Below are 24,162 nucleotides of genomic sequence, written 5' to 3'. Positions count from 1 at the left end.
GCCAAAACGGACATCTCGCGGGGTCGTCAGGATCGGTTGTTGCGGAGATCGAAGGTGTAGACGCCGGCGTCGAAGTCCGAGTACCCGGCGTAGTCGACCAGCTCGTACAGCCTCGCACGTGTCTGCATTTCGGGCACGCGCGAGGTGAGACTCCCCTCCTCGACGAGCGTGTCGAGACCCCGCTCGGCGGCCCCCATGGCGAGCCGCAGCAACGACACGGGGAAGATCACGATGTTCACGCCCACGTCGGCCAGCTGCTGAGTGCTGAACAGCTCCGACTTGCCGAACTCGGTCATGTTGGCGAGCACCGGCACGTCGACAGCTGCGCGAATGGCCGCGAACTCCTCCAGGCTCGCCATCGCCTCCGGGAAGATGGCGTCCGCGCCCGCGTCCACGAGCGCCTTCGCGCGGTCCACCGCTGCGCTCATCCCGTCGATCCCGCGGATGTCGGTGCGCGCCATGACGAGGAAGTCGGGGTCCCGGCGCGCGTCGACCGCCGCCCGGATCCGCTTCAGCGCCGTCGCCTCGTCGACGACGGCCTTACCGTCGAGATGCCCGCACCTCTTCGGGTTCACCTGGTCTTCGAGGTGGAGTCCTGCGACTCCCGCGTCCTCGAGCACCTGGACGGTGCGCGCGACGTTCATCGGCTCGCCGAACCCGGTGTCCGCATCGACGAGGGCCGGAAGATCGGTGACGCGCGCGATCTGACTCGAGCGCTGCGCGACCTCGGTGAGGGTGGTGAGTCCGATGTCGGGCAGGCCCAGATCGGCCGAGAGCACGGCACCCGAGATGTAGACGCCCTCGAAGCCCTTCTCTTCGATGAGCTTCGCAGACAGCGGGTTGAACGCGCCCGGCATGCGGACGAGCTCGCCCGACGCGAGCCGGTCACGCAGCGCGCGACGCTTGCTCTGGGAGGTGAGGCGGGAGTGAAGCATCAGAAGAGTCCTTCCGGGGCGGCCGGGATTCCAGCGGCGGTGACGGTGAGTTCGGCGACCTCGTCGGCCCGCAGCTCGGGCAGGCGGGTGGCGAGCGCGAGGAAGCGCTCGATCTCCTCCGCCTCGAGGATCCCATCGGCGAGGGTCCGGAACTTGTGCACGTATTCGGCGCGTGCGAACGGGCGGGCACCGAGGGGGTGCGCATCGGCGACGGCGATCTCGTCGACGATCCGTGAGCCGTCGGCCAGCTCGATCTCGACCCGACCGCCGAACGCCTTCTCGTCGGGGTCGATCGAGTGGTAGCGGCGGGTCCACTCCGGGTCCTCCGCGGTCGTGACGAGACGCCAGAGCGCGACCGTGTCGGGGCGGGCCGCACGCTCCGGGGCGTAGGAACCGACGTGATCCCACGCGCCGTCCTGGAGGGCGACGGTGAAGATGTACGGGATCGAGTGATCGAGCGTCTCGCGGCTGGCCGTCGGATCGTACTTCTGGGGATCGCCCGATCCGGATCCGATCACGAAGTGCGTGTGGTGGCTCGTGTGCAGCACGATCGAGCGGACTGCGGCCGGATCACGCAACTCGGGATGCTGCTGCCCCAGGCGGCGGGCGAGGTCGATCCACGCCTGCGCCTGGTATTCCGCCGAATGCTCCTTCGTGTAGCTGTCGAGAATCGCCCGCTTCGACTCGCCGGGCTCGGGAAGCGGCACCTCGTAGCGCGCGTCGGGGCCGTCGAGCAGCCACGCGATGACGCCGTCCTCGCCCTCCCAGATGGGAGCGGGCGAGGTCTGACCGCGCATCGCGCGATCGATCGCTTCGACGGCCATCTTTCCGGCGAATGCGGGTGCGTGCGCCTTCCACGTCGAGATCTGTCCCTTGCGCGACTGCCGCGTCGCGGTCGTCGTGTGGAGCGCCTGCCCGATCGCCTGGTAGATCACCTCGGGCGCGAGGCCCAGCAGGGTGCCGATGCCGGCCGCCGCAGAGGGGCCGAGATGGGCCACATGGTCGATCTTGTGCCGGTGGAGGCTGATGGCGCGGACGAGATCCATCTGGATCTCGTACCCCGTGGCGATGCCCCGCACGAGCGCGGCGCCGTCCGCTCCGGTGTGCTGCGCCACCGCGAGGATCGGGGGGATGTTGTCGCCGGGGTGCGAGTACTCGGCGGCGAGGAACGTGTCGTGATAGTCGAGCTCGCGAACCGCGACCCCGTTCGCCCATGCCGCCCACTCGGGCAAATAGTCGCCGTCGATGCCGAAGACGCGCGACCCGGCACGACCCGGGCGCGGGTCGGACTGGGGGCGGGACTCCGCCTGCCCGCGGGCGGCTACGACCGGGGCGCGCGTCAGGGAGGCGGCTGCGACAGCCGCATTGTCGATGACGCGGTTGACGATCATCTCGGCGACCTCGGAATCGACAGCCACCGGGTCGGCGGCGACCTGGGCGATCTTCCAGGCAAGCTCGTCTTCGCGCGGCAGCTGCTCATCGCTGCGATAGGTACGGACGCTGTGGAGCTTCATTCGGTGCCCTTCTGGTGCAGGTGGGGGTCGGTCGAGATGCGGCGCAGGCTCGCCCGCAGGTGAACGTGCGTGGCGTGGCGCGCGAGGTCGGCGTCACGGTCGCGGATCGCCTCCGCGATCAGACGGTGTTCCGCAGCTGCGCGCACGAGGCGCGCCGGGTCGTCCTGTGCGAGACGGCGGAGGCGCTGCAGATGGGTGCGCACCCCCCGGAGTGCGGTCACGAGGTACGGGTTGTCGATACTCTCGTCGATCGCATCGTCGAAGCGCGCCACGAGCGCGTAGTAGTCGTCGATTCGATGCTCGGCGACGAGCGACTCGGCGTCGGCGAACTCGTCGACGAGACGAGCGAACAGCTCTCGGTCTCCACGCGCAGCGGCGAGGGCGACGGCCGTGGTCTCGAGTGCTTCACGCAGTTCGAACAGGGCGCGAATGGCATCCGGCGAAACGGATGCGACCACGAGCCCGCGACCACTCAGCTGCTCGACGAGCCCGTCCGCCGCGAGACGTGCGAGGGCCTCCCGCAGCGGCGTGCGTGAGATTCCCAGACGCGACGACTGCTCGACCTCCGCGAGCACCGCGCCCGGCGCGAGGCTGCCGTGGAGGATCTCCTCCCGGAGCGTCGCATAGGCACGATCACTCGCGCGGGGATTTGTGGCCACCACTCCTTCAATGTATACACTGAGCAACAATTCCGCCAGCCTAGGCCGAAGAAAGGGCCCCGATGTATACACCGGGGCCCTTGGGGGGACGAGGGAAGCTACTTGGAGAGCGCGAGCCCGCCGCTCCATCCGATCTTCTCGGTGACGGCGAGCGTCATCTGCAGGAATCCGATTCCTTCGAGCTCACGCGCGCGCTTCAGCGAGCCGGTGTCCTCCGCGGAGAGGCCCCCGGCGCGCACGAATCCGATCACCGCGTCTTTCGCCGCCTGGTCGTCACCCGCGACCAGGACGGTCGTCGGCGCCTGACCCATCGATCCGGTCGCGAGCGCGGCCGCGAAAGTGGTGTTGAAGGCCTTCACGACGCGAGCCGCAGGCACCCTCTCCGCGATGACCGCCGCTGCGGACGAGTCCGACGGGACGACGAGCCCATCGAAGGTCGAGAAGTCGACCGGGTTGGTGATGTCGACGACGACCTTGCCCGCGAGCTGGTCACCGTAGCTCTCGAGGACCTCATCGAGTGCCGCGAAGGGAACCGCGAGCACGACGATCTCGCCCGTCAACGGCTCACCGAGCGCCGCGACAGCGGCTCCGGACCCGGCCGCGAGCTGCTCCGCCTTGGCGACATCGCGCGCGACCACCTGCACGTCCGCTCCGCTGGCCGACGCGATGCCGGCGATGGCGCCACCCATTTTGCCGATTCCGATGATGCTGATCGAGGTCACGACAGATCCTTCCAGTTGGTTGTATCAACAACCATAGGTCATTAAAGTTGTTATGACAACCATTCCGATAGGATGCCTGCATGACCGCCCGATTGGTTCCACGACTGGACGCCGAGGAATCGGCCGCCTGGCTCTCGCTCATCACGCTGCTCGAACTGCTGCCGAGCGCGCTCGACTCTCAGCTCCAGAGAGACTCCGACATGACGCATTTCGAGTTCGGAGTGCTGTCGTTCCTGCGGTTCTCGCCCGACCAGACCGTCCGAATGACGGAGCTCGCAGCGGGTGTCGCGGCGACACTCCCCCGGCTCTCGCACGTGATCACCCGCCTCGAGAGGCGCGGGATCGTCGAGCGCCTCCCGTGCATGGAGGACCGCCGTGCCACCAACGTGCGACTCACGACCATCGGAAGGCGCGAGCTCGTCCGCGCGATACCTGGCCATATCGCGCTCGTCCGGCGTGTGGTCATCGACAGCCTGAGCCGCGAGCAGCTCGATCAGCTCGCCACGATCGCATCCAGCATCAACCGCGCCCTCGATCCGGACGAGCGGTACGCATCCATGTTCACCGAGCAGAGCACGGACTGACCCGCGGAGAGGTCCATCGGTAGACCACGCGGTTCTCCCCTCGCAGCGTCGTCGCACCCTAGGCTCGTCGCCATGACCGCACCCGACGACGTGGTCGAGACCGCGGATGCGGCCGAGCCCGATACGGCGCACGCGCCGACGACGACGCGACGCCGCCGCAGTCGGCTCATCGCCGTCGTCGCCTCGCTGCTCGTCGTGCTGCTGGTGGGCGGCACACTGACAGGGGTGCTCGTCAGCGCTCAACTCGCGCATGACGCCGCAGCAGAGCGGCTCGATGCGGCCCAGCGCATCCAGAAGATGGCCGCGGACGCCGACCGACGGATCGAGAACGACGCCCAAGCGGCATCGCAGGAACTCGTCGCTCTGATCACGCAACTCCGTGCGGCACTCGACGTGAGCGGAGCCGGGATCGACGACGAGGATCGCGCGGCGCTCCGCGACGCGATCGACACCGCCGCCGCGACCTCCGGCGACTCCGTGGTCTCTCCCCCGGTCGCCGCGGCGGTGAAACCGATCGACGCCGATGCGGCGACCGTCGAGCAACTGGACGCTCAGCGCGACCGCGTCACCGCCCGCACCACAGCGCTCGGCGAACGTACGGCTCTCGTTGTCGCCGCCACGACCTTTCTGCGCGACGCTTTCGCGGACCTCACCCTCGCGTCGTCCTCGTACGCCCAGGCGACGGCGGATCGGGGCGACGAGGTGCTCGACGATCGCTCGGATGCAGACGACGACGATCTCGCCCAGCTGACATCCGCGGTCGACGCCCTTCGCGTCGCGGCGCCGGACGAGCTGGCCTCACTGCTCGCCGCCTACCGCCGCAGCGTCGACGCCGTCGTGACGTCATCCGATGCCGCCCGCGCGACCTCGACGGGCGGCGGCAACATCACGACCGACGGCGAGGGCGGCGGCGGATACCGGATCCCGGACCCCGCCTCGCTCACCGCCGTCGTGAACAAGCAACGCAGCCTCTCGGCGAACTACGTGCCCCCGGGCCTCCGGCGACCGGTCGGCATCGGAGGGGCGCTGCCCCTGCGCGCCGAGGCCGCGACGGCCGCCGAGAAGATGGCCGCCGCCATGGCGAAGGAAGGCATCTCGCTGCGGATGTCGAGCGGATACCGCAGCTACAGCCGCCAGGCGACGATCTACAACGGGTTCGTCGCGCGAGAGGGAGTTGCGGGAGCCGACGAGCATTCGGCGCGCCCGGGCCACTCGGAACACCAACTGGGTCTCGCGGCGGACTTCGACGACGGCACCGGCTGCAACCTCAACGTCTGCTTCGCAGATCGGCCCGGCGGCCGGTGGCTCGCCGAGAACTCCTGGAAGTACGGATTCGTGCTGCGCTACGGCAACGGGTGGCAGCCCATCGTGGGGTATCGCTACGAGCCGTGGCACTTCCGCTATGTGGGCACGACCGTCGCCGCCGAGATGCACGCGAGCGGGACGAAGACCCTGGAGGAGTACTTCGGGCTGCCCGCCGCACCCGACTACGACTGAGCGCGTGGCCTGCGGGCAAGCCGACGGCCCCGGTGGAGCGCCGGGGCCGTCGGTCGTTCTCGGTCAGCTCGCTGGGACGAGCACCGAGTCGATGAGGTAGACCGTTGCGTTGGCCGTGTGAACGCCACCGCAGATCACGTTGGCGTCACCGACCATCAGCATGTCGGGCGTACCGGTCACCTCGACCGTGCCCCCCTGCACGGTCGTCTGGGTTCCCACGATGTCGGCCGGCAGGATCTGCCCGGGCACCACGTGGTACGTGAGGATCGAGATGAGCATGTCGGCGTTCTCCGGCTGGGAGAGCGCGTCCACCGTCTCGGCGTCGAGCTTCGCGAACGCGTCGTCGACCGGCGCGAACACCGTGAACTCGCCGCCGTTCAGAGTGTCGACGAGGTCGACCTCAGGGTTGAGACCTCCGGAGACCGCGGCGACGAGCGTGGTGAGCAGCGGGTTGTTCGACGCGGCAACCGCGACCGGGTCCTGCGACATCCCGACGATCGAGCCGGCGCCGTCCGGAACCTGCTCGGCGTAGGCCTCGCATCCGGGGCCGACGAGGTCGTCGTAGGCCGCTTCCGTCTGCATCGACGGAGTGGTCTCCTCAGGAGCGGCGGTGTCGGCATCGGTGTCGTCGGTGCTGGCCATACAACCCGTGAGGGCGAGACCGGCGGTCGCGAGGAGCGCAACGGCCGCGAGTGTGTGACGTGTGTTTCGCATGATGTCCCTTTCGCAGTGGGCCGCCTGGCGGCGACGCTCACGAGGGGTTCGGAACACCCCCGGGATCGGATGGGTACGGATCTGATCTCGGTCGATGACCGATCCCAGCGGGCGTCGTCTCCGAACACCCGGCATGGACATCTCGCTCGTTCTCATCGGACTGCTCGGCGGTCTCGTCACCGGAATCTCGCCGTGCATCCTCCCGGTGCTGCCCGTGATCTTCCTCTCGGGCGGCGCGCAGAGTGCGCGCGGAGACGGCGGCAGCGCCTCACCCAGCCGCTGGCGCCCATTCCTCGTGATCGCCGGTCTCGTGTTGAGCTTCACCCTCGTGACCCTGCTGGGCTCGGTGCTGCTCTCGCTCCTCGGACTGCCCCAGGATGTGCTGCGCTGGGCCGGGATCATCGTGCTCGCGGTGATCGGCGTGGGCCTCATCGTGCCGGGCGTGCAGCATCTGCTCGAGAAGCCGTTCTCGCGGATCCCGCAGAAGGCGGTCGGCGTCGAGCGCAACGGCTTCGTCCTCGGGTTCGCATTGGGCGCCGTGTATGTGCCGTGCGCGGGACCGGTCCTCGCGGCGATCACGGTCGCGGGAGCGACAGGTCGCGTAGGGATCGACACCGTGGTGCTCACCGTGTCGTTCGCGCTCGGCGCCGCGGCCCCGCTGCTCGTGTTCGCTCTCGCCGGGCGCGCGGTGGCCGAGCGGGTCAAGTCGTTCCGCCGGCGGCAGCGGGGCATCCGCATCGCGGGAGGAGTCGCAATGCTGGCTCTCGCCGTCGGCCTCGTCTTCGACGTGCCCGCGGCGTTGCAGCGGCTCGTGCCCGATTACACGAGCACCCTGCAGGAGCAGCTCGCCGAATCCGACCAGGTGCGCGACGCCCTCGACCTCGGCGGACTCGTCAACGAGCAGAACAAGGACCTCGACAAGTGCTCGAACGGCGCGACCGAGCTCGAGAGTTGCGGGACAGCCCCCGATATCCGCGGCATCGACACCTGGCTCAACACCCCGGGAGGCTCCGGCATCGACCTCGCCGAGCTGCGGGGTCAGGTCGTGCTCGTGGATTTCTGGGCCTACTCCTGCATCAACTGCCAGCGGTCGCTGCCGCACGTGGTCGCGTGGGATGAGGCCTATCGCGACCTGGGGCTTCAGGTCGTCGGCATCCACTCCCCCGAGTACGCCTTCGAGAAGGGGACCCGCAACGTCGCCCAGGGTGCAGCGAAGTTCGGGATCGAGTATCCGGTCGGACTCGACAACTCGCTCTCCACCTGGACGAACTACCGCAACCGCTATTGGCCCGCGCACTACCTGATCGACGCCGAGGGTGTCGTGCGGCATGTGAAGTTCGGCGAGGGCGGATACGCGACGACCGAGAAGCTCATCCGCGAGCTGCTGACCGATGCCGATCCGGACGTTCAGCTTCCGGAGGCTACCGATGTAGCCGACGACACCCCCGAAGTTGGCGCGACGACACCGGAGAGCTACCTGGGGCTCGGCAAAGAGGTGAACTTCGGCGGAGCCGAGGAGTACCGCTCGGGAACGTCGAGCTACCGCTTCCCGGATGACCTTGCGCGCGACACCTTCGCGCTCGACGGCGCCTGGACACTCGACTTCCAGGGCGCCACCCCCTCGGGCCGCGACGCGTCCATCCGGCTCGCGTTCACGGCGACACAGGAGGTACGGGTGGTGGCCGGAGGCACCGGCACGATCCGAGTCAGAGTCGACGGATCGGATGCGGGGAGCATCGAGGTGGCGGGCGCTCCGGACTCGTCGCAGATCCTCGCCGTCGACGGTCCCACGGTGGGCGAGATCGAGCTGACCGTGCCCCGGGGTGTGACCGTGTACTCCTTCACTTTCGGGTGAACGGAATCGGTCCCATCCGATCGACCGACGGCTCCGAATTACCGTCGACACAACCGACCACGACCCGACGACAGGAGGAGAAGCGCATGAGCTCCGTCATCGCCTTTCCGCTCCATCGTGCGGGTCGCACGGATCCGAGGGGGAGACCGGATGTCATGCTGGGCCACGTGAGCGCGGCCGACGACGACGCCGATTCGGGTCACGACGCGCGCGGGGAAACGCTGGAGGTGCTCCTCGCGCGCGTCGCCCACCGGGATCGCGACGCCTTCGCCGAGCTCTACGACCGGATGGCGTCTCGGGTTTTCGGCCTCGTGAAGCGGCTCCTGCGCGACGGGGCGCAGTCGGAGGAGGTCACCCAGGAGGTCTTCCTCGAGATCTGGCAGCAGGCCTCGTCGTTCCGCACCGCGCGCGGTGCCGCCGTGTCGTGGATGCTCACCATTGCTCACCGACGCGCCGTCGACCGCGTGCGGTCCGCCCAGTCGAGTCGAGACCGGGACGAGCGGATCGGGGTTCGTGATCTCGACGCCCCCTACGATCACGTCGCCGAGACCGTCGAGGTTCGCCTGGAGCATGAACGCGTGAAGCGCGCCATGTCGCGGCTCACCGAACTGCAGCGGGAGGCCCTGATCCTCGCGTACTACGGCGGCTACACTCACAGCGAAATGGCCGAGATCCTGCGGATTCCACTCGGCACCGTGAAGACCCGACTGCGCGACGCGATGATCCGCCTGCGCGATGACCTGGGGGTGACGTCATGACCGAACGCGACGACCTCACCGCGCAGGCCGCGGCGTACGCCCTCGACGCGCTGAGCGACGTCGAACGCGCCGAGTTCGAGCGCCGTCGAGCCACCGATCCGGAACTCGCCGCCGAGACGGCGGAGTTCGCCGAGACCGCGGCGATCCTCGGTCTCGCGGTGCAGCCGGAACAGCCTCCGGCGTCGTTGCGAGCCTCGGTGCTCGCGGCGGTCGACGCCGACCTCGTACGTCGCCCGCCCACCCCCGAGCCCTCGGGTGGGCGGGTGACGTCGATCCGCGACTGGATGCGGCGACCCGTGACGGGACTCGTGGCCGTGGCCGCCGCGCTCGGCCTGATCGTGGGCGGCACCGCGACGGCAGTCACGCTGCTGAACCGGCCCGCGCCGGTCATCTCCGCCCTCGATGAGGTGCTGGACGCCCCGGATGCCGAACACATCGACACCGCGATGCCCGATGGTGGGACGGTGAGCTGGGTATGGTCGCCCTCGCTCGCGCGGTCCGCGGTGATCGTGGACGACATGCCCACCCTGACCGACGACGAGACGTATCAGCTCTGGTACATCGATGACGCCGGGGCGATGCCGGCAGGTCTGCTCGCCGGGGGCGACGAGACGGTTCTCGTCGACGGACGGATGCCTGCGGGCGCGAGCCTCGGGATCACCGTCGAGCCTGCGGGCGGCTCGAGCGCGCCGACGAGCGAGCCGATCCTGGTGCTCAGCAGCACCTGAGCCGGATGCTCAGGCTGCGACCCGCTGGAACGCACGCGGCAGCAACTCGGACGGCGGGATGCCGAACACCTTCGCGATCAGATAGAGCTCCTGCACCGAGAACTCGCCCTGCCCATCGAGCTTGCGCAGCAGCGTGGAGTACGTGATCCCGCTCGATGTCGCGAGCGCGCGACGGGTGAGACCCGTCTCCCCGAGCAACGCGATCACCAGTTGAGCAATCGCCTGCGATATCCAGCTGGAGTATGTAGCCATGCAGATACACTACCTGGCCGCGCCCCGACAGGGATATCGATCCGGCTTTGTTGTGTAGCCGCGATGCGCATATCGTTGCCCACATGGTCATCCCCTCCGATGCAGAGCGGTTCGCCCAGACGGTGGCTGCGCAGGTCCGTGCCGAGATCGCGGCGGCGAACACGACGGTCGCGGGCGTCGCGCGCGCCACAGGTATCAACCGAGAGACCCTCGACCGCTGGGTGAAGGGAGAGCGTGCACTGAGCATCACGACGCTCTACCGGATCGCCAGCGCCGTCGACGTGCCCCCGCACGTGATCGTGCAGCGGGCCGAGGAGCGCTTCGCCGCACAATCCGGCTCCGATGTCGGACGCGGCGCCCACTATGAAGTCACCCCCGACGGCCCCGCATCCGATCTCGGACTGGCCGCCGAACACGGGGAACGCAAGACCGACAGCTGAGGCGAGGAGGGACGATGCTCGAGCTACTCCGACTCGCCTCTGAACGCGGTGTCACGGTCCACGCCTGCCACCTGCCCGGCGACATGCTCGGATGCTACGAGCCGGGCGCGGAGCGCATCTGGTTCGACCTGCGACTCACCCCGCACGAGCGTCGATCGGTCATCGCCCACGAGCTGGGTCATCACCACTACGGCCATCGCGAGAGCACCCCGCGCAACGAGCGCCTGGCCAACCGCTACGCCGCCCGCCTCCTCATCGACCCCGAGGAATACGCGCAAGCCGAGCGCCTCTACTCGGAGGCCGAGGCGATCGCCGACGAGCTCCGCGTGACGGTCAAGATCATCGAGTCCTACCGCACCCTGTGCCTCGGGCCGGAGTCGATGCTCCGCAGCGCGTGAGCGTCACCGCACATATGCGAGAGCGGCTGGGCGCGTACGCACCCAGCCGCTCTCGATGATGGCGGAAGCCCGCCAGACGATCAGCGCGTCGCGCGACGCTGACGCGTGCGGCTCACGACGATCGCGGCGGAACCGAGAAGCGCGAGCAGAGCGGCAGCTCCGAGGCCGAGCGCGACATCGTCCACACCCGTGTCGGCGAGCTCCGGGTCCTCCGACTCTGCGGCCGGCGCGGCCGCAGGCTCCTCTTCCTCTTCCTCGTCCGCGACGACGCTCCAGTTCACGACGTTGCTGAGGCCCGTCGCCAGGCGACCCGAGAAGGTGTCGAACTCCGACATCGACGGGACGAGGGCGTCAGCGGCTGTCTCCTGCACCTCGCTTGGGTCGTTCGTGTAGCCGAGGTCGATCAGCAGCTGCGGGTTCCAGAGAGCGAAGTATGCGACGGTGCGCGACGCGCCCGCCGGCACCGTGAATCCGCTGACCACGGCGAGGTACTCGTCACCGTCCAGATAGTCGAGCGACGCCGGGGCCGACGCGCCCGCGCTCCCCCATGCAAGCCCGCCAGGCGCGTCATAGTCGTTGTAGTGAACTGCCCACCGCGCGCCGGCCGCCGCGAGTGCCTCACCCGACTCTTCGGTCTCGTCCGCAGGAACGGGAAGGACCGCGTCATCTTGACCCTGATAACCCCACAGCGATCCCGAGGTGCCGAAGTCGGTGTAGAAACCCACGCCGTCGATGTCGACGGGCTCGGCAGTCGTGTTCTCGATCGTGGTCGACACACGCACGAGGTCGCTGTCTGCATAGATGCGCACCTCGAGCTTCACCGTCAGGCCCGCGTCCTCAAACACTCCCGCCTCCGAGGTGCAGGTCAAGAGAAAGTCGCCCGTGACATCGTCGATCGAGACGTCGGTGGCCTCGTCAGACGGGCAGTCGACCAGCTCATCGTCGATCCCCGCGTCGGCCGCTGCGATGAAGACCTGTCCCATTCCATCCCAGATGTCGGTGTACTCGGGCTCGCCGCTCGTCTTCAGATAGACGTCCTCGATGCGACCGTCGTAGAAACCCCAGATTCCGAGTCCGTAGTCGATGTCGTCACCGTCCCACGGGTCCGCCTGAGCCGGGGCAGCAACCGCCATCGTGAGGATCCCGGCAGTGGCGGCGGCAATGCCGACTTTCAGGGCGCGCTTCATGCGTGGAGTTCTCCTTCAGAGAATTCGGGCTCATGCCCGGCGAGTGAGAGTGGTGGGCGCTCTGACTCGGATGAGTCGACGTCCCATTCCTTGGTATCAGTCCCTCGGGCTCACCCGGATGGACCACAGACAGAGCAGTCGTTCCACGGTTGACATCCCCGACCATTTGCACCCCGCCCGAGCAATCGGGGGACACGCGCGAGCGCAATGCACTCCGAGCGGTTCCCGGACCGAGCCTCGCAGCGCGCGATCGATTCGCGTTGGCCTGACCGCAGCGCGTGATGACGGCCGATGGTGGAGATGGGGGGAATTGAACCCCCGTCCATCGCTGTGATTCTGCGCCTTCTCCGGGCGCAGTCCGTGGATTCGTTCTGCTCGGCTCCGACCTTTGTCACGAACACCTAGGTCGACGAGCCCAGCCCCAGTGAAAGTCCCGCGCGGCCCTGGAACCCAACCGCGCAGCAAGTCCCCTAGATGACGCCAGGATCCGGATCGGGGACGAGTCCGGACTGACGGACCTATCTACTCCGCTTAGGCAGCGAGAGCGAGGTCGGTGCGCTTAACGTTGGCACCTATGGTTTGCAGAGATCGTTAACGAGATAACCCTGCATCCTCGGCCCGCTTCTCGCAGTTTCGCAGGCGATGTCGAAACCGATCATCCCCATGGTCACCTCCGGATCCGCGGATCCGTGAGAGGTGGGCCGTCATCACGCGCTGTGGAGTTTCAAAGAGCGCCCGAAGGCGTGATCCACCATCCTAGCCGAGACCGGCGAGCGCTGGCAGGATGGGGCCGGTGAGCACCGAGATCACCGTCCAGGGTCACTTCACCGCGTGGATCCCCGCCGAGCGTGCCACAGTCAGCATCGTGGTCGGGTTCGACGGGCCGGAGCGATCGAGCGTGTTGAGCTCGGTGACGGCCGCCGTGCAGACCGTCACGTCGTCCATCGCACCGCTCCACGACCCGCAGGACGGTCCCGTCACCTGGTGGTCATCGGATCGCATCCGGGTGTGGGCGCAACGCCCGTGGAACACCGAGGGCAAGCAGCTCGCGCCCGTGCACCATGCCTCCATCGCCGTGTCGGTGAAGTTCAAGGATTTCGATGCCCTCGCAGAATGGCTGACGGAGGCGGCGACAGTCCCGGGCGTGCAGGTGAGCGGCATCGAGTGGGCGCTCACCCAGGCGCGGCGCACGTCCGTCACCACCGAGGTACGCTCCCGCGCCGTGAAGGGCGCCGCCGACAAGGCGCGTGTGTTCGCGCAGGCGATCGGCGCGAGCGACGTACGGGCGGTCGCGATCTCCGACCCCGGCATGCTGGGCGTGCGGAGCACCGCGGACACCACCTCGCCGGCGACGATGCGCGCCGCGGCCAGCACGGGCAGCGGCGGCGGCGACCGCGTCCTCGACTTCACACCGGAGGACATCGAGGTCTCCGTCAGCGTCGACGCCCGCTTCGAGGCGAGCTGAGCTACTCCCCCAGGTGGCGGCGAGTGGACATCGCGCGCTCGGCCTCGCGCTTGTCCTGACGTTCACGCAGCGCCTGACGCTTGTCGTAGTCGCGCTTGCCCTTCGCGACCGCGAGCTCGACCTTCGCCTTGCCGTCCTTGAAGTAGATCGACAGCGGCACGAGCGTGTACCCGCCGTCCTTCGTGCGGTGGCTGATCTTGATGATCTGCGCCTTGTGCAGCAGCAGCTTCCGCTTGCGTCGAGGAGCGTGATTGGTCCACGTGCCCTCGGTGTACTCCGGGATGTGCACCGCGTCGAGCCACATCTCGCCGCCATCGATGAAGGCGTAGCCGTCGACGAGCGACGCCCGCCCCTGCCGCAGCGACTTCACCTCGGTGCCCGACAGCACGATGCCGGCCTCGTAGGTGTCCTCGATCGTGTAGTCGTGGCGCGCCTTGCGGTTCGTCGCGACGACCTTCTCGCCCTTCTCGCGGGGCATGGCGCACCTCCCTGCACGCTCGATGAAACGGCCCGCGGATCACGGGCAGCCGTTCAGTCTATGCGACGAACGCGGTGCAGGGCGTTACGCCTTGAGGTATCGCCGGATCGCGACACTCGCCGACAACGCTGCGAGAAGCGCACCCACCCCGATCAGAATCGGAGCCACGAGAAGCGCATCCTGCAATCCGATGAACGAATACGTCGTGAACATCTCAGTCAGATATCCCTGCACGAAGAAGTGCACGATCACGATGACGGCACCGGACGCCAGAAGCGACCCGATGAACGAGGCGACGATCCCCTCGAGGATGAACGGCGTCTCGATGAAGCGGTTCGACGCACCGACCAGACGCATGATGGCGAGCTCCCGTCGGCGCGAGAACGCCGAAAGGCGGATGGTGGTCGAGATGAGCAGCACAGCCGCCACGAGCATGAGCGCAGCGATGCCGACCGCCGTGTAGCTCGCGGCATTCATGACATCGAAGATCGGCTGGAGCAACGCCCGCTGGTCGCGCACTTCGTCGACGCCGGGCATCCCGCTCACGCTGTCGATGATGACGCCCGACTCCTCGGGGTTCACGAGCCTCACCTGGAAGTCGGGGCCGAACGAGTCGATCGTGGCGAGCTCGGCCACTGTGGTGCCCTCGAACTCCTCTTGGAACCGCGCGAAGGCGTCCTCCGCGGTCTCGTAGTTGACCGCGTCGACGAAGTCGGCGAGGGTGTCACCCTCGAGCTGCGCCTTCACGGCGTCGATCTGCTCCTCGGTGGCATCCGCGCCGTCGCAGGTGGGCACGATCGCCGAGCACATGTAGACCGTGACCTCGGCCCGGTCGTACCAGTAGCCCTTCATCTGGCCGATCTGCAGCTGGAGCAGCACCGCGGCACCGAAGAACGTGAGCGAGATGAACGTCACGAGGATGACGGAGACGACCATCGAGAGATTGCGGCGGAAGCCCTGACCGACCTCCGACAGGATGAGTCCGAGGCGCATCATCGGCTCCCGGGTTCGACGAGCGGCGGAGGCGCCGACGGAGACGACGAGGTCGTCGGGGGCACGGACGCAGGGGACGGCGGGGACATGGGGCTCACGGGCGTCGCGGGCGCGGAGCTCTGCCGCCGTTCGGGCGCGGCTGCAGGCTGCGGCGCGGGCGAGGCCTGCGAAGGAGCGGGAGCCGCCGAAGGCTGGGGCGCGAACCTCGAACCGGGCGGCGGCACCTGCGTGCGCAAGGAGTCCGGAGCGGGCGGACCGGAGAACGCGAGCTGCTCCCGCTCCATCGCCGCCGACATGTCCTGAATGGGAAGCGCCTGGGTCTGGTATCCGCCGGCGCGCTCGTCGCGCACGATCTGGCCCGAGACGAGCTCGATGACGCGCCGCTTCATCGTGTCGACGATGCCCGAGTCGTGGGTCGCCATGAGCACGGTCGTGCCGTTGGCGTTGATCGTGGAGAGCAGGGTCATGATCCCGGCGCTCGTCGCGGGGTCGAGGTTTCCGGTCGGCTCGTCGGCGAGAAGGATGGCCGGCTTGTTGACGATCGCACGGGCGATCGCCACGCGCTGCTGCTCACCGCCGGAGAGCTCGTGCGGCAGGCGCTGCGCCTTGCCTGCGAGACCCACCATCTTCAGGACGTCGGGCACCGCCTCCTGGATGAACCCCTTCGACTTTCCGATCACCTGCAGGGTGAAGGCGACGTTGTCGAAGACGTTCTTGCCGGGAAGCAGTCGGAAGTCCTGGAACACCACGCCGAGGCTGCGCCGGAAGTACGGCACCTTGCGGTTGGCCAAGGTGGTGAGGTCGTGCCCGAGCACATGGATGCGTCCCTTCGAGGGGCGCTCCTCCTTGAGGATCAGCCGCAGGAAGCTCGACTTGCCTGAGCCCGAGGCTCCGACGAGGAAGACGAACTCGCCCTTCAGTACCTCGAGGCTCACGCCGTCGAGGGCGGGGCGCGTCGTGCCGGAATAGGTCTTGGTGACCTGGTCGAATCGGATCATGGCCATTCGAGCCTAAGCACCCCGCGACGAGAGCCCGGTTACGACACTCCCCCGGTTGACACCCGTCGGAGGAGGCGCGGTTCAGTCGACGGGAGAAGACTTGCGCCAGCGGATGCCCGCGGCGATCAGGCCGTCGAGGTCGCCGTCGAACACTGCATCCGGCTGCGACATCTCGTAGCCCGTCCGGAGGTCCTTCACAAGCTGCTGACCGTAGAGGAAGTAGGAGCGGATCTGGTCGCCCCAGCTCGCCGTGATGACGCCTGCCAGCTCCTTCTTCTTCGCCGCCTCCTCCTCGCGCTTGAGCAGCAGCAGACGCGTCTGAAGCACCCGCAGCGCCGCGGCACGGTTCTGGATCTGGCTCTTCTCGTTCTGCATCGACACGACGATGCCGGTGGGGAGGTGCGTGATCCGCACGGCCGAGTCGGTCGTGTTGACGGACTGCCCACCGGGACCCGACGAGCGGAAGACGTCGACCCGGATGTCGCCCTCGGGGATGTCGACCTCGGTCGCCTCCTCCATGAGCGGGATCACTTCGACCGCCGCGAACGAGGTCTGCCGCTTGTCGGCCGAACCGAACGGGCTGATCCGCGCGAGGCGGTGGGTGCCGGCTTCGACCGAGAGCGTGCCGTAGGCGTACGGTGCATCGACCTCGAAGGTGGCCGACTTGATGCCGGCGCCCTCCGCGTACGAGGTGTCCATCACCTTGACCGGGTAGCCGTGCCGTTCCGCCCAGCGCAAGTACATGCGCAGCAGCATCTCGGCGAAGTCGGTGGCGTCGTCACCGCCCGCACCGGAACGGATCGTGACCACGGCGGCGCGGGAGTCGTACTCGCCATCGAGGAGGGTCTGCACCTCGAGGTCGCCGACCGCCGATTGCAGCGAGCCGAACTCCTGCTCGGCCTCCGCCGCGGCATCCGCGTCATCGGCTTCGCGGGCCAGGTCGATCAGCACCTCGAGGTCGTCGATGCGACGCTCGAGCGCCGTGATGCGAGCGAGCTCGGACTGCCGGTGGCTGAGAGTGCTGGTGACCTTCTGGGCCGACTCGGGGTCGTCCCACAGATCGGGAGCGCCCGCCTTCTCGGAGAGATCGGCGATCTCGTCCTGGAGCCGCTCCACCCCCACGACGGCGCGGATGTCGGAGAAGGTGCTGCGGAGGGCCGCAACCTGGGCGGGGAGTTCATCGAGCATGGCCTGTACAGCCTAACGATCGGACGGTCGATAGCGTGGCGCCCGTCGCGGATCTGCTGCTCTACGTTCCGCGGACCAGAGGGCGCAACTCAGAAGGCATCGGCCAGGGCAGCTCGTAGCTGTACCGCGGACCGCCGATCGCGCCGAAATCGTCGAGCTTGAGCACGATGCGCTGCGTCGAGACCTCCACGATCCGCACCCGGAGAGGCTCCTCGCCTTCGCGGTCGAGCAGGTACGGGTCCGCGAGGTAGCCGATCCCGAGGGCATCGAGCGTCTCTTCGGCCTCGAGCCAACTCAGCTCACCGCTCACGTCGCGCCCGAGGAGGTCGACCACGACGTATCCATCGCCGCTCGGCCGGAACCACCCGACGAGTTCGCCGTCGCCACGGCGATGCTCGATCCACGTGCTGCGATCCATTGGGCCACCCTAGGCGGCTGAAGTCGATCATGACGACAACTCATGGAGTAACCTGTGGCGACCCGGCGCAGAGAGGACCCGAAGAATGCGCACCACCATACGGGTCGCGGGGGCGATGCTCGCCCTCACGACTATGTCACTGTTGTCGGCATGCGGCGTGCTGCCGTCCCCCGGCGATCTGCTCAATCCGCCGCCCATCGAAACCGTCGATCCGGAGGGCGAGCTGAAGGTCGGTGACTGCCTGGACGACGTGATGGGTGCGGTCGCCGACTCCTCCCAGCTCGTGACCTGCGCCACGCGCCACCACGCCGACCTGGTCGGCCTCGTCGAGTGGTCGAATATGGATGCCCTGATCGCGGAGTCCGACGAGGAGGGCGCATGGAAGAAGCTCTCGAACGCCCGCGTGACCTACACCGAGGTTCTGGACTTCGACCACTGGGGCGAGCGTGCGTGCGGTCAGTCGTTCCGCGAAGTGATCGGCTGGACCGACATCGAGGCGGGAGGGAAGAGCGCAGAAGAACTCGATCTTCTGCCCGGCGGCGCCTACGAGCTCCGGGCCGCCCTCGCTCCGCGCGAGGCGTTCGTGGTTGGCGACCACCGCATCCGGTGCCTGGTCCGCTGGTACGACCCGATCGCCTACACCTCGGGCCAGCAGCTCTCCGACCTGCTCGACCCCGCATTCCCCAACCGTGCCCGCGACTGCTACCAGGTCGACGACGACTACAACCTCTTCGCCGTGGAGTGCAGCCAGCCGCACACGGATCAGAGCATGTTGATGTTCTCGGCGCTCGCCCTCGGCGAGGACTTCATTCGGGATCCGGACACGTACGATGCCGAGACCCTTTCCGGATCCGACTCCCTGTGCGATGCGATGATCCGAACGGTGTACGGAGATTGGAACGAGGATCTGTACTACGCGTGGTCCGGCTGGTTCGTGGGAGGCGACTGGGACACCGCAGAGAGCGGAGCGGTGGACGAAGGCCTGTATCCCTTCGGCTGCTTCCTCTCCACCTGGGACGGCACGACGGCGCGGTCGGACCTCATGTCGATGTCCTGACTCGCGCCGCCGCCCGCAGCGCCTAGTCGACGGCGAGCGCCGTGACCGGGGTCACTCGCGTCGCCCGGCGCGAGGGTGCGACCGTGGCGATCAAGGTGAGCGCGGCGGCCGCCACGAGGATCGCTCCGAGCAGCGCCCATGGAATGCCCGGAAGCACGATCCCCGGCACCCCGTTCGCCGATCCGAGCAACGACTGCGCGCCGACCCAGCCGTAGAACGAGCCGAGCACGAGTCCGACGACGACTGATGTGACCGTCAACTGCGTCGCCTCGGCGAGGATCATGCGCCTCAGCTGCGCCCGCGAGAACCCCAGCGCACGAAGCAACCCGAGCTCGCGGGTGCGCTGCAGCACGTTCAAAGAGAGCGAGTTGACGAGGCCCACCGCGGCGATCACCGCACTCACTCCGATGAGCGTGGAGAACACCGCCGTGACCGCGTCGAGTATCTGGTCGGCGGCCTGGGAGACCTCGGGCTGCCCGCGTTGAGCCTCCGCGATGATCTGGCGGAAGCTCGCGACGGCGACACCGAACATCGTGATGAGGGTCACCCCGATCACGACCCCGATCGTGGTCCGCGTCGCGCGCTCGGGGTACCGAACGGCGTTCGCCGCCGCCAGGCGCGCCGTGGGGGTGCGTCCGAGCGCCCTCCCGACGAGCCGCAGTGCAGCGGGCATGAAGAGGTGCGCACCGAGGATCACGCCCGTGAACGAGACGACCCCGCCGGCCACCCCGATGAGCACCGCGATCGGGCTCACGAGACCCACGAACACGGCGAGCACCAGCAGCCCCAGACCGCCGACGGAGAGGACGATCGCCATCGCGGTGCGGGCGGGACGCGCGCGCAGTTCCTCGGTCGACGACGGCTGCGATCCGCCGATGGCTTCGAGGGGCGTGACGGTCAGCACGCGGCGCGACCCCACCCAGGAGGCCAGCCACGTCGTCAGGACGATGCCGAGGATCGGAGCGAGCAGGATCGGAGCGAACCAGGCGTGCGGGATGTCCGGCAGCCACCCGATCGCGACCGCGATCCGTTCGAGCCCGAGGGCGAGTGCCGTCCCGACGATCGCCCCGGCCGCCGAGCCGATGAGGCCCACGACGAGCCCTTCGCGGGCGACCGCGCGACGCTGAGCGCGGGCGCTCGACCCGATGAGACGCAGGAGCGCGATGAGTCGCGACCGCCCGGAGACGATCGTCGCGAACGTGTTCGCCGTGACGATCGAGCCGACGTAGACCGCGATCACGATGAAGACGAGGGCGATGATCTGCAACACGAAGAGCACCGTGTCGCTCGAGGACGCGAGCGGATCGTTGCGGAGAGCATCCGCCAACACGTTGGTGACCTGCAGCAGGCTCACACCGAAAGCCGACGAGAGCCCCGCGACGAGAATCGACGAGGCGTGCTCGCGCAGGCCCGTCGAGGTCGAGACGGCCATCAGGCGACCCCCTCCATCGCGAGCATGTACTGGGCGATCTCGGCGGCATCCATACGCGCCCGATCGTCGACGAGACGACCGTCCGCGAGGAAGAGCACACGGTCCGCGTGGCTCGCCGCGACCGGATCGTGCGTCACCATCGCGATCGACTGGCCGTAGTCGCGGGTCGCCGCCTGCAACACTCGCAGCACCTCGCGACCCGAGCGGGAGTCGAGGTTGCCGGTCGGCTCGTCGGCGAACACCAGCTCGGGGCGAGTCACGAGCGCCCGCGCGATCGCGACGCGCTGCTGCTGGCCTCCAGAGAGCTCGTGGGGCCGATGAGTAAGACGCTGATCGAGGCCGAGCGTCGACTCGAGCTCGTCGATCCACTCGAGCTCGCGCGCGCTCGGGGAACGCCCGTCGAGCTCGAAGGGCAACAGAAGGTTGCCCTCGATGTCGAGTGTGGGCACGAGGTTGAACGACTGGAACACGAAGCCGACGCGGCGACGACGCAGCAGCGTGAGCTTCTCGTCGTCGAGCCCGCTGATCTCGGTGTCGCCCAACCAGACCCGGCCGGAGGTGGGCGAGTCGAGCCCGGCCATGATGTGCATGAGTGTCGATTTGCCGGAGCCCGACGGCCCCATGACTGCGGTGAACTCGCCCCGCCGGATGCCGAGGGTCACCTCCCGCAGGGCGTCGACCCGCGCGCCGTGTGCGCCGTAGCTCTTGGTGAGCGCCTCGACACGGGCGACGAGGCTCGGAGCGGGAGCACCGGAGGTCGGGATGCTGGTGGTGAGGTCCATGCTCACGACGCTAGGGATCGGGTCGAGGAGCCCGCATCGGGCGGGCGGGGCATCCGCATCCACCCTGAGGATGACGCTCAGTCGACCAGCCGGTGCTCGAACGCGTAGACGACGAGCTGCACCCTGTCGCGCAGGCCCAGCTTGGCGAGGATCCGGGAGATGTGCGTCTTCACGGTGGCCTCGCTGACGTACTCACTGCGTGCGATCTCGGAGTTCGAGAGACCCCGACCGGCGAGCAGGAAGATGTCACGCTCGCGCGCGGTGAGCGCCTGGAACTCCTCCGGCTCGATGCCTGTCGCTCCCCGGGAGTCGAAGTGCTCGAACAGTTCCCGGGTCGCCGAGGGCGCGAGCACCGCCGTGCCGGCGTGCACCGTGCGGATCGCCGCGAGGAGGAACTCGGGGTCGGAGTCCTTGAGCAGGAAACCGCTCGCCCCCGCGCGGATCGCGCGAGTCGCCGCCTCGTCGAGGTCGAAGGTCGTGAGCACGATCACCCGCGGAGTCGAGCGGCCGCCCGCATCGGCGGTGCGGAGGATCCGCTCGGTGGCCTCGATGCCGTCCATCACGGGCATCCGGATGTCCATGAGCACGACATCCGGCTGCGAGCTCTCCACGAGGGCGACCCCTTCGGCGCCGTCGCCCGCCTCCCCCACGAATTCGAGGTCCGGCTGGGAGCTCACGAGCATCCGGATGCCGGTTCGGAAGAGGGCCTGGTCGTCGACGAGTGCGACGCGAATCGTCATGCGGGGTCCTTCGGGGCGACGGGAACCGTGATGGGCGGATGGGAGGCCGTCGGCGCGTAGGGAAGCCACGCGGTGACGATGAAGCGATCGCCCTGCGGGGCCGCGCGCAGCCATCCCCCGGAGAGCGCGGCGCGCTCGGTCATGCCTGCGATGCCGTGACCCGCGCTGCCGGGAACCTGGATGAGTCCCGTTCGAGGTCGCGCATCGCGCAACGCGCTCGAGACCTGCAGCTCGAGACCGTGCGAGCTCCAGGCGAAACGCAGGCCCACGTCGCGCGACGCGTCCGCGTGACGGAGAACGTTGGTGAGCGACTCCTGAACGATGCGATACACGGCCAGCTGCATCGTCGCGCCGAGAGGCAGCGGCGCACCGGAGTCCTCGCGCACGATCCGGAGTCCGGACGAGCGCAGCTGATCGAGGAGGCGGTCGAGATCGCCGAGAGTAGGCTGCGGGCCGTCGTCCTGCTGGTAGCGCAGTTGTGCGAGCAGCACCCGAACGTCGGCGAGCGCCTCGCGGGCCGTGGCGGCGATCGTCCGGAGCGCCTCGTTGGCGGTCTCGGGATCGGACGCGGCTGCGTAGCGCGCGCCATCCGCCTGGGCCACCACGACCGCGAGGGAGTGCGCGACCACATCATGCATGTCGCGGGCGATGCGGGTGCGCTCCTGCTCGGCCACGATCTCCGTCTCGGCGGCGAGCGCGGCGGCGCGGCTCGCCCGGGCGCGCACGCGTGTGCGCACGAGCTGCCCGATCGTCCAGGCCAGGAGGAATGCGAACGTGAAGGCGACGAACCAGCCGACGGCACGTCCGGCGAGGCCGGGGACGTAGCTGGCGCAAGAGCTGTACTGGAACTGCAGGCACATGCTGAGCGAGTCCCAGCCCTGGGTGATGATGATGTACCCGGTGATCGTGGCGGGGGCGACGATCGACGAGGCGAGCGCGAGCCAGCGGACGAGCGACGTGCCGTAGGCGGCCGCCGTGTAGACGATCGGGAACACGGCGACATCGAGCGGGCCGGGATCGATGCGGAGCACCATCTGAAGGATCGCCGCGCACCACGCGATGCCGAGAGCGAAGCCCGGCGCCTTCCGCCGGAGGGCGAGGGAGGCCGCGAACCCAGCGATCACGATGAGGTCGACGACATAGCCGCGGTAGGCGAGCAGGCCGAAGAAGACGAAATAGCCGGAGGCGATGAGGATGTCGACGACGAGCTGGAACGTCGCGATCGGCCTCCACATACCCGCCACGCTACGCGCCCGCCTCCCCGGCCACATCCACCCCCCGATGTATCCCTCCCCCGCCCCATCCCCCATCCCGCGAGATGTCCAAATATGCACATCTCGCGGGCCGAATCGTGCAGTTATCGACGTCTCGCGCGGCGGATGCGAGCGATGAGCGCAGGGATGTCTCGCATGTGCTCGGCGGTGACGCGTACGAAAGTCCAGTCATCGCGCAGCTGCTCGAACCTCGCAATGTCGGACACATAGGTGGCGCGGTCGCTCTGATGATGCTCGCCTTCGTATTCCACGACGACGCCCCAGGACGCGAATACGAGGTCTCCCCGGCGCTCGGGCGCGCCCGGCCGCGAGATCACCGCGTTCACGGCCGGCTCCGGCAATCCGGCCAACACCATTCGGCGGCGCAGGCGCGTCTCGCGCGGCGAGTCGACCCCGAGTCGACTCAACTCATATGCCGCACGCAGCATCCGGATGCCTCGCCTGCCTCGGTGCTTGGCAAGCATGTGGAGGAGGCTGCGCTCACCGACAAGCGGGTCGGTGCGGCGGCGAACACCGTCGAGGACGACGATGAGCGCCTCCAAGCTGAGCGACGGAGAGATCATCCGGATGGTGTCGATCGGCGTCGATACCGGCAGACCGCGGACGAAGGTGGCGTGAGCGGCATCCGGCTCGATGTGATGTCCGATGACACCCTGGATGCGGGGTGCGCGCGCCGAGCCGGTCACGGTCACGTGCAACGGCTCGGCGGGCTGAACGCGCGTCGGGAGCCACAGATCCCAGAGGCGCGCGGCGGTCAGGTGGCTGAAGTACTCATCCGCCCCGAGCCTCGGAAGGTAGTGCCTGCAGCGCTCGTCGATGTCGTCCTCTGGCGGTGCTTGCGATGACCGGACGCCGGGGTACGGCCGCGCCCACCGCATCCGTCGGAGTTGACCCGGCGTCATTCCGCGGGCGAGAGCCTCCTGAACGCTGAAGGGACGGCGGGCGAGATCGTGAGGGATGTCGTGCATCCGCCCACCCTGCCCGCGCGCCTCTCCGCAACCGCCTCCGCATCCCTCCCCCCGTGCACATCCCGCGAGATGTCGAGAAGTGCAGGATTCGACACGCGAGATGTGCAGATATGGACATCTCGCGGG

At 68.4% G+C, this 24,162-nt stretch carries 26 protein-coding genes and 1 other RNA gene; 9 read left to right on the top strand and 18 right to left on the bottom strand.

All coding sequences use genetic code 11. The features are described 5' to 3' along the window. Positions 1 to 26 precede the first annotated feature (26 nt). The 4 genes from prpB to FVQ89_RS10060 all read right to left on the bottom strand — a co-directional run bounded on the left by prpB (position 27) and on the right by FVQ89_RS10060 (position 3,830). The gene (gene prpB, locus FVQ89_RS10075; protein WP_147901823.1) at positions 27 to 935 is read right to left on the bottom strand and encodes a methylisocitrate lyase; all 909 of its coding nucleotides are present in this window, start codon (positions 933 to 935) and stop codon (positions 27 to 29) included. Beyond that, positions 935 to 2,449 (bottom strand): MmgE/PrpD family protein, encoded by a 1,515-nt coding sequence (locus tag FVQ89_RS10070; protein ID WP_147901822.1) that lies wholly within the window; start codon positions 2,447 to 2,449, stop codon positions 935 to 937. The genes prpB and FVQ89_RS10070 overlap by 1 nt, the downstream gene beginning before the upstream one ends. Beyond that, on the bottom strand, positions 2,446 to 3,108 hold the full coding sequence (locus FVQ89_RS10065; protein ID WP_255513549.1) for a GntR family transcriptional regulator: 663 nt from the start codon (positions 3,106 to 3,108) through the stop codon (positions 2,446 to 2,448). Before FVQ89_RS10065 ends, FVQ89_RS10070 begins: the two co-directional genes overlap by 4 nt. A 98-nt stretch (positions 3,109 to 3,206) precedes the next feature. After that, the gene (locus tag FVQ89_RS10060; protein WP_147901820.1) at positions 3,207 to 3,830 is read right to left on the bottom strand and encodes an NADPH-dependent F420 reductase; all 624 of its coding nucleotides are present in this window, start codon (positions 3,828 to 3,830) and stop codon (positions 3,207 to 3,209) included. Positions 3,831 to 3,910: 80 nt separating this feature from the next. On the opposite strand from FVQ89_RS10060, the gene FVQ89_RS10055 reads away from it, so the two are divergent. Together FVQ89_RS10055 and FVQ89_RS10050 are read left to right on the top strand one after the other, a co-directional pair. Next, entirely contained in the window at positions 3,911 to 4,414 is a 504-nt protein-coding gene (locus FVQ89_RS10055) for a MarR family winged helix-turn-helix transcriptional regulator (protein ID WP_147901819.1), read from the top strand. Positions 4,415 to 4,486: 72 nt separating this feature from the next. Then, positions 4,487 to 5,911, top strand: coding sequence for a M15 family metallopeptidase (locus tag FVQ89_RS10050; RefSeq protein ID WP_147901818.1), 1,425 nt, complete (start codon positions 4,487 to 4,489; stop codon positions 5,909 to 5,911). Positions 5,912 to 5,974: 63 nt separating this feature from the next. On the opposite strand, the gene FVQ89_RS10045 is transcribed toward FVQ89_RS10050, so the two are convergent. Beyond that, positions 5,975 to 6,625 (bottom strand): fasciclin domain-containing protein, encoded by a 651-nt coding sequence (locus FVQ89_RS10045; RefSeq protein ID WP_147901817.1) that lies wholly within the window; start codon positions 6,623 to 6,625, stop codon positions 5,975 to 5,977. 94 nt (positions 6,626 to 6,719) lie between these two features. On the opposite strand from FVQ89_RS10045, the gene FVQ89_RS10040 reads away from it, so the two are divergent. The 3 genes from FVQ89_RS10040 to FVQ89_RS10030 all read left to right on the top strand — a co-directional run bounded on the left by FVQ89_RS10040 (position 6,720) and on the right by FVQ89_RS10030 (position 9,966). Further along, a complete protein-coding gene (locus FVQ89_RS10040) occupies positions 6,720 to 8,480 on the top strand; it encodes a cytochrome c biogenesis protein CcdA (protein ID WP_255513548.1) in 1,761 nt (586 codons plus the stop codon). Between the two features lie 155 nt (positions 8,481 to 8,635). Then, positions 8,636 to 9,238: an ECF RNA polymerase sigma factor SigK gene (gene sigK, locus FVQ89_RS10035; RefSeq protein WP_147902417.1), complete on the top strand. Its 603-nt coding sequence runs from the start codon at positions 8,636 to 8,638 to the stop codon at positions 9,236 to 9,238. After that, positions 9,235 to 9,966, top strand: a complete 732-nt coding sequence (locus FVQ89_RS10030) for an anti-sigma factor domain-containing protein (protein WP_147901816.1) — start codon at positions 9,235 to 9,237, stop codon at positions 9,964 to 9,966. The genes sigK and FVQ89_RS10030 overlap by 4 nt, the downstream gene beginning before the upstream one ends. A 9-nt stretch (positions 9,967 to 9,975) precedes the next feature. Here the strand turns inward: FVQ89_RS10030 and FVQ89_RS10025 are convergent, their stop codons facing one another. After that, a complete protein-coding gene (locus tag FVQ89_RS10025; RefSeq protein ID WP_147901815.1) occupies positions 9,976 to 10,218 on the bottom strand; it encodes a helix-turn-helix domain-containing protein in 243 nt (80 codons plus the stop codon). Between the two features lie 83 nt (positions 10,219 to 10,301). Between FVQ89_RS10025 and FVQ89_RS10020 the strand changes: the two genes are divergently transcribed. Both FVQ89_RS10020 and FVQ89_RS10015 read left to right on the top strand, forming a co-directional pair. Further along, positions 10,302 to 10,658, top strand: coding sequence for a helix-turn-helix domain-containing protein (locus tag FVQ89_RS10020; RefSeq protein ID WP_147901814.1), 357 nt, complete (start codon positions 10,302 to 10,304; stop codon positions 10,656 to 10,658). 14 nt (positions 10,659 to 10,672) lie between these two features. Continuing rightward, on the top strand, positions 10,673 to 11,056 hold the full coding sequence (locus FVQ89_RS10015) for an ImmA/IrrE family metallo-endopeptidase (protein WP_147901813.1): 384 nt from the start codon (positions 10,673 to 10,675) through the stop codon (positions 11,054 to 11,056). Positions 11,057 to 11,136: 80 nt separating this feature from the next. Here FVQ89_RS10015 and FVQ89_RS10010 read toward each other — a convergent pair whose 3' ends face one another. Further along, positions 11,137 to 12,243: a hypothetical protein gene (locus FVQ89_RS10010; protein WP_147901812.1), complete on the bottom strand. Its 1,107-nt coding sequence runs from the start codon at positions 12,241 to 12,243 to the stop codon at positions 11,137 to 11,139. Positions 12,244 to 12,535: 292 nt separating this feature from the next. Continuing rightward, positions 12,536 to 12,906: a transfer-messenger RNA gene (gene ssrA, locus FVQ89_RS10005) on the bottom strand. 130 nt (positions 12,907 to 13,036) lie between these two features. Here ssrA and FVQ89_RS10000 point away from each other — a divergent pair. Continuing rightward, a complete protein-coding gene (locus tag FVQ89_RS10000) occupies positions 13,037 to 13,708 on the top strand; it encodes an SIMPL domain-containing protein (RefSeq protein WP_255513547.1) in 672 nt (223 codons plus the stop codon). Between the two features lies 1 nt (position 13,709). On the opposite strand, the gene smpB is transcribed toward FVQ89_RS10000, so the two are convergent. The 5 genes from smpB to FVQ89_RS09975 all read right to left on the bottom strand — a co-directional run bounded on the left by smpB (position 13,710) and on the right by FVQ89_RS09975 (position 17,783). Continuing rightward, on the bottom strand, positions 13,710 to 14,186 hold the full coding sequence (smpB, locus tag FVQ89_RS09995; protein ID WP_147901810.1) for an SsrA-binding protein SmpB: 477 nt from the start codon (positions 14,184 to 14,186) through the stop codon (positions 13,710 to 13,712). An 84-nt stretch (positions 14,187 to 14,270) separates the two neighbouring features. Next, positions 14,271 to 15,179: a permease-like cell division protein FtsX gene (gene ftsX, locus FVQ89_RS09990; RefSeq protein WP_147901809.1), complete on the bottom strand. Its 909-nt coding sequence runs from the start codon at positions 15,177 to 15,179 to the stop codon at positions 14,271 to 14,273. After that, positions 15,179 to 16,177, bottom strand: a complete 999-nt coding sequence (ftsE, locus tag FVQ89_RS09985) for a cell division ATP-binding protein FtsE (RefSeq protein WP_147901808.1) — start codon at positions 16,175 to 16,177, stop codon at positions 15,179 to 15,181. The genes ftsX and ftsE overlap by 1 nt, the downstream gene beginning before the upstream one ends. A gap of 81 nt (positions 16,178 to 16,258) precedes the next feature. Further along, positions 16,259 to 17,365 (bottom strand): peptide chain release factor 2, encoded by a 1,107-nt coding sequence (gene prfB / locus FVQ89_RS09980; RefSeq protein WP_147901807.1) that lies wholly within the window; start codon positions 17,363 to 17,365, stop codon positions 16,259 to 16,261. 61 nt (positions 17,366 to 17,426) lie between these two features. Beyond that, entirely contained in the window at positions 17,427 to 17,783 is a 357-nt protein-coding gene (locus FVQ89_RS09975) for a hypothetical protein (protein ID WP_147901806.1), read from the bottom strand. A gap of 85 nt (positions 17,784 to 17,868) precedes the next feature. Here FVQ89_RS09975 and FVQ89_RS09970 point away from each other — a divergent pair, with 85 nt between their 5' ends. Further along, the gene (locus tag FVQ89_RS09970; RefSeq protein ID WP_147901805.1) at positions 17,869 to 18,840 is read left to right on the top strand and encodes a septum formation family protein; all 972 of its coding nucleotides are present in this window, start codon (positions 17,869 to 17,871) and stop codon (positions 18,838 to 18,840) included. Between the two features lie 22 nt (positions 18,841 to 18,862). Here the strand turns inward: FVQ89_RS09970 and FVQ89_RS09965 are convergent, their stop codons facing one another. From FVQ89_RS09965 to FVQ89_RS09945, 5 genes are all read right to left on the bottom strand, one after another. After that, positions 18,863 to 20,272, bottom strand: coding sequence for an ABC transporter permease (locus tag FVQ89_RS09965; RefSeq protein ID WP_147901804.1), 1,410 nt, complete (start codon positions 20,270 to 20,272; stop codon positions 18,863 to 18,865). Beyond that, a complete protein-coding gene (locus FVQ89_RS09960; protein WP_147901803.1) occupies positions 20,272 to 21,054 on the bottom strand; it encodes an ABC transporter ATP-binding protein in 783 nt (260 codons plus the stop codon). The genes FVQ89_RS09965 and FVQ89_RS09960 overlap by 1 nt, the downstream gene beginning before the upstream one ends. A gap of 77 nt (positions 21,055 to 21,131) precedes the next feature. After that, positions 21,132 to 21,794: a response regulator transcription factor gene (locus FVQ89_RS09955; RefSeq protein WP_147901802.1), complete on the bottom strand. Its 663-nt coding sequence runs from the start codon at positions 21,792 to 21,794 to the stop codon at positions 21,132 to 21,134. Then, positions 21,791 to 23,029 (bottom strand): sensor histidine kinase, encoded by a 1,239-nt coding sequence (locus tag FVQ89_RS09950; RefSeq protein ID WP_147901801.1) that lies wholly within the window; start codon positions 23,027 to 23,029, stop codon positions 21,791 to 21,793. The genes FVQ89_RS09955 and FVQ89_RS09950 overlap by 4 nt, the downstream gene beginning before the upstream one ends. Positions 23,030 to 23,151: 122 nt before the next feature. Continuing rightward, positions 23,152 to 24,036, bottom strand: a complete 885-nt coding sequence (locus FVQ89_RS09945; protein ID WP_147901800.1) for a hypothetical protein — start codon at positions 24,034 to 24,036, stop codon at positions 23,152 to 23,154. Positions 24,037 to 24,162: the final 126 nt, after the last annotated feature.

The sequence above is a fragment of the Homoserinibacter sp. GY 40078 genome (genome assembly GCF_008017545.1).
Taxonomy (GTDB): Bacteria; Actinomycetota; Actinomycetes; order Actinomycetales; family Microbacteriaceae; genus Homoserinibacter.
This window is presented reverse-complemented; position numbering and strand designations above follow the sequence as displayed.

Bases quoted from the DNA above. Each gene is read 5' to 3' on its own strand.
- FVQ89_RS09950 (WP_147901801.1), bottom strand. From the start codon at position 23,029: ATGTGGAGGCCGATCGCGACGTTCCAGCTCGTCGTCGACATCCTCATC.
- sigK (WP_147902417.1), top strand. From the start codon at position 8,636: ATGCTGGGCCACGTGAGCGCGGCCGACGACGACGCCGATTCGGGTCAC.
- smpB (WP_147901810.1), bottom strand. From the start codon at position 14,186: ATGCCCCGCGAGAAGGGCGAGAAGGTCGTCGCGACGAACCGCAAGGCG.
- prpB (WP_147901823.1), bottom strand. From the start codon at position 935: ATGCTTCACTCCCGCCTCACCTCCCAGAGCAAGCGTCGCGCGCTGCGT.
- FVQ89_RS09965 (WP_147901804.1), bottom strand. From the start codon at position 20,272: ATGGCCGTCTCGACCTCGACGGGCCTGCGCGAGCACGCCTCGTCGATT.
- FVQ89_RS09955 (WP_147901802.1), bottom strand. From the start codon at position 21,794: ATGACGATTCGCGTCGCACTCGTCGACGACCAGGCCCTCTTCCGAACC.
- prfB (WP_147901807.1), bottom strand. From the start codon at position 17,365: ATGCTCGATGAACTCCCCGCCCAGGTTGCGGCCCTCCGCAGCACCTTC.
- FVQ89_RS09960 (WP_147901803.1), bottom strand. From the start codon at position 21,054: ATGGACCTCACCACCAGCATCCCGACCTCCGGTGCTCCCGCTCCGAGC.
- ftsX (WP_147901809.1), bottom strand. From the start codon at position 15,179: ATGCGCCTCGGACTCATCCTGTCGGAGGTCGGTCAGGGCTTCCGCCGC.
- FVQ89_RS10070 (WP_147901822.1), bottom strand. From the start codon at position 2,449: ATGAAGCTCCACAGCGTCCGTACCTATCGCAGCGATGAGCAGCTGCCG.
- FVQ89_RS09945 (WP_147901800.1), bottom strand. From the start codon at position 24,036: ATGCACGACATCCCTCACGATCTCGCCCGCCGTCCCTTCAGCGTTCAG.
- FVQ89_RS09975 (WP_147901806.1), bottom strand. From the start codon at position 17,783: ATGGATCGCAGCACGTGGATCGAGCATCGCCGTGGCGACGGCGAACTC.
- FVQ89_RS10045 (WP_147901817.1), bottom strand. From the start codon at position 6,625: ATGCGAAACACACGTCACACACTCGCGGCCGTTGCGCTCCTCGCGACC.
- ftsE (WP_147901808.1), bottom strand. From the start codon at position 16,177: ATGATCCGATTCGACCAGGTCACCAAGACCTATTCCGGCACGACGCGC.
- FVQ89_RS10020 (WP_147901814.1), top strand. From the start codon at position 10,302: ATGGTCATCCCCTCCGATGCAGAGCGGTTCGCCCAGACGGTGGCTGCG.
- FVQ89_RS10030 (WP_147901816.1), top strand. From the start codon at position 9,235: ATGACCGAACGCGACGACCTCACCGCGCAGGCCGCGGCGTACGCCCTC.
- FVQ89_RS09970 (WP_147901805.1), top strand. From the start codon at position 17,869: ATGCGCACCACCATACGGGTCGCGGGGGCGATGCTCGCCCTCACGACT.
- FVQ89_RS10050 (WP_147901818.1), top strand. From the start codon at position 4,487: ATGACCGCACCCGACGACGTGGTCGAGACCGCGGATGCGGCCGAGCCC.
- FVQ89_RS10025 (WP_147901815.1), bottom strand. From the start codon at position 10,218: ATGGCTACATACTCCAGCTGGATATCGCAGGCGATTGCTCAACTGGTG.
- FVQ89_RS10055 (WP_147901819.1), top strand. From the start codon at position 3,911: ATGACCGCCCGATTGGTTCCACGACTGGACGCCGAGGAATCGGCCGCC.
- FVQ89_RS10010 (WP_147901812.1), bottom strand. From the start codon at position 12,243: ATGAAGCGCGCCCTGAAAGTCGGCATTGCCGCCGCCACTGCCGGGATC.
- FVQ89_RS10040 (WP_255513548.1), top strand. From the start codon at position 6,720: ATGACCGATCCCAGCGGGCGTCGTCTCCGAACACCCGGCATGGACATC.
- FVQ89_RS10015 (WP_147901813.1), top strand. From the start codon at position 10,673: ATGCTCGAGCTACTCCGACTCGCCTCTGAACGCGGTGTCACGGTCCAC.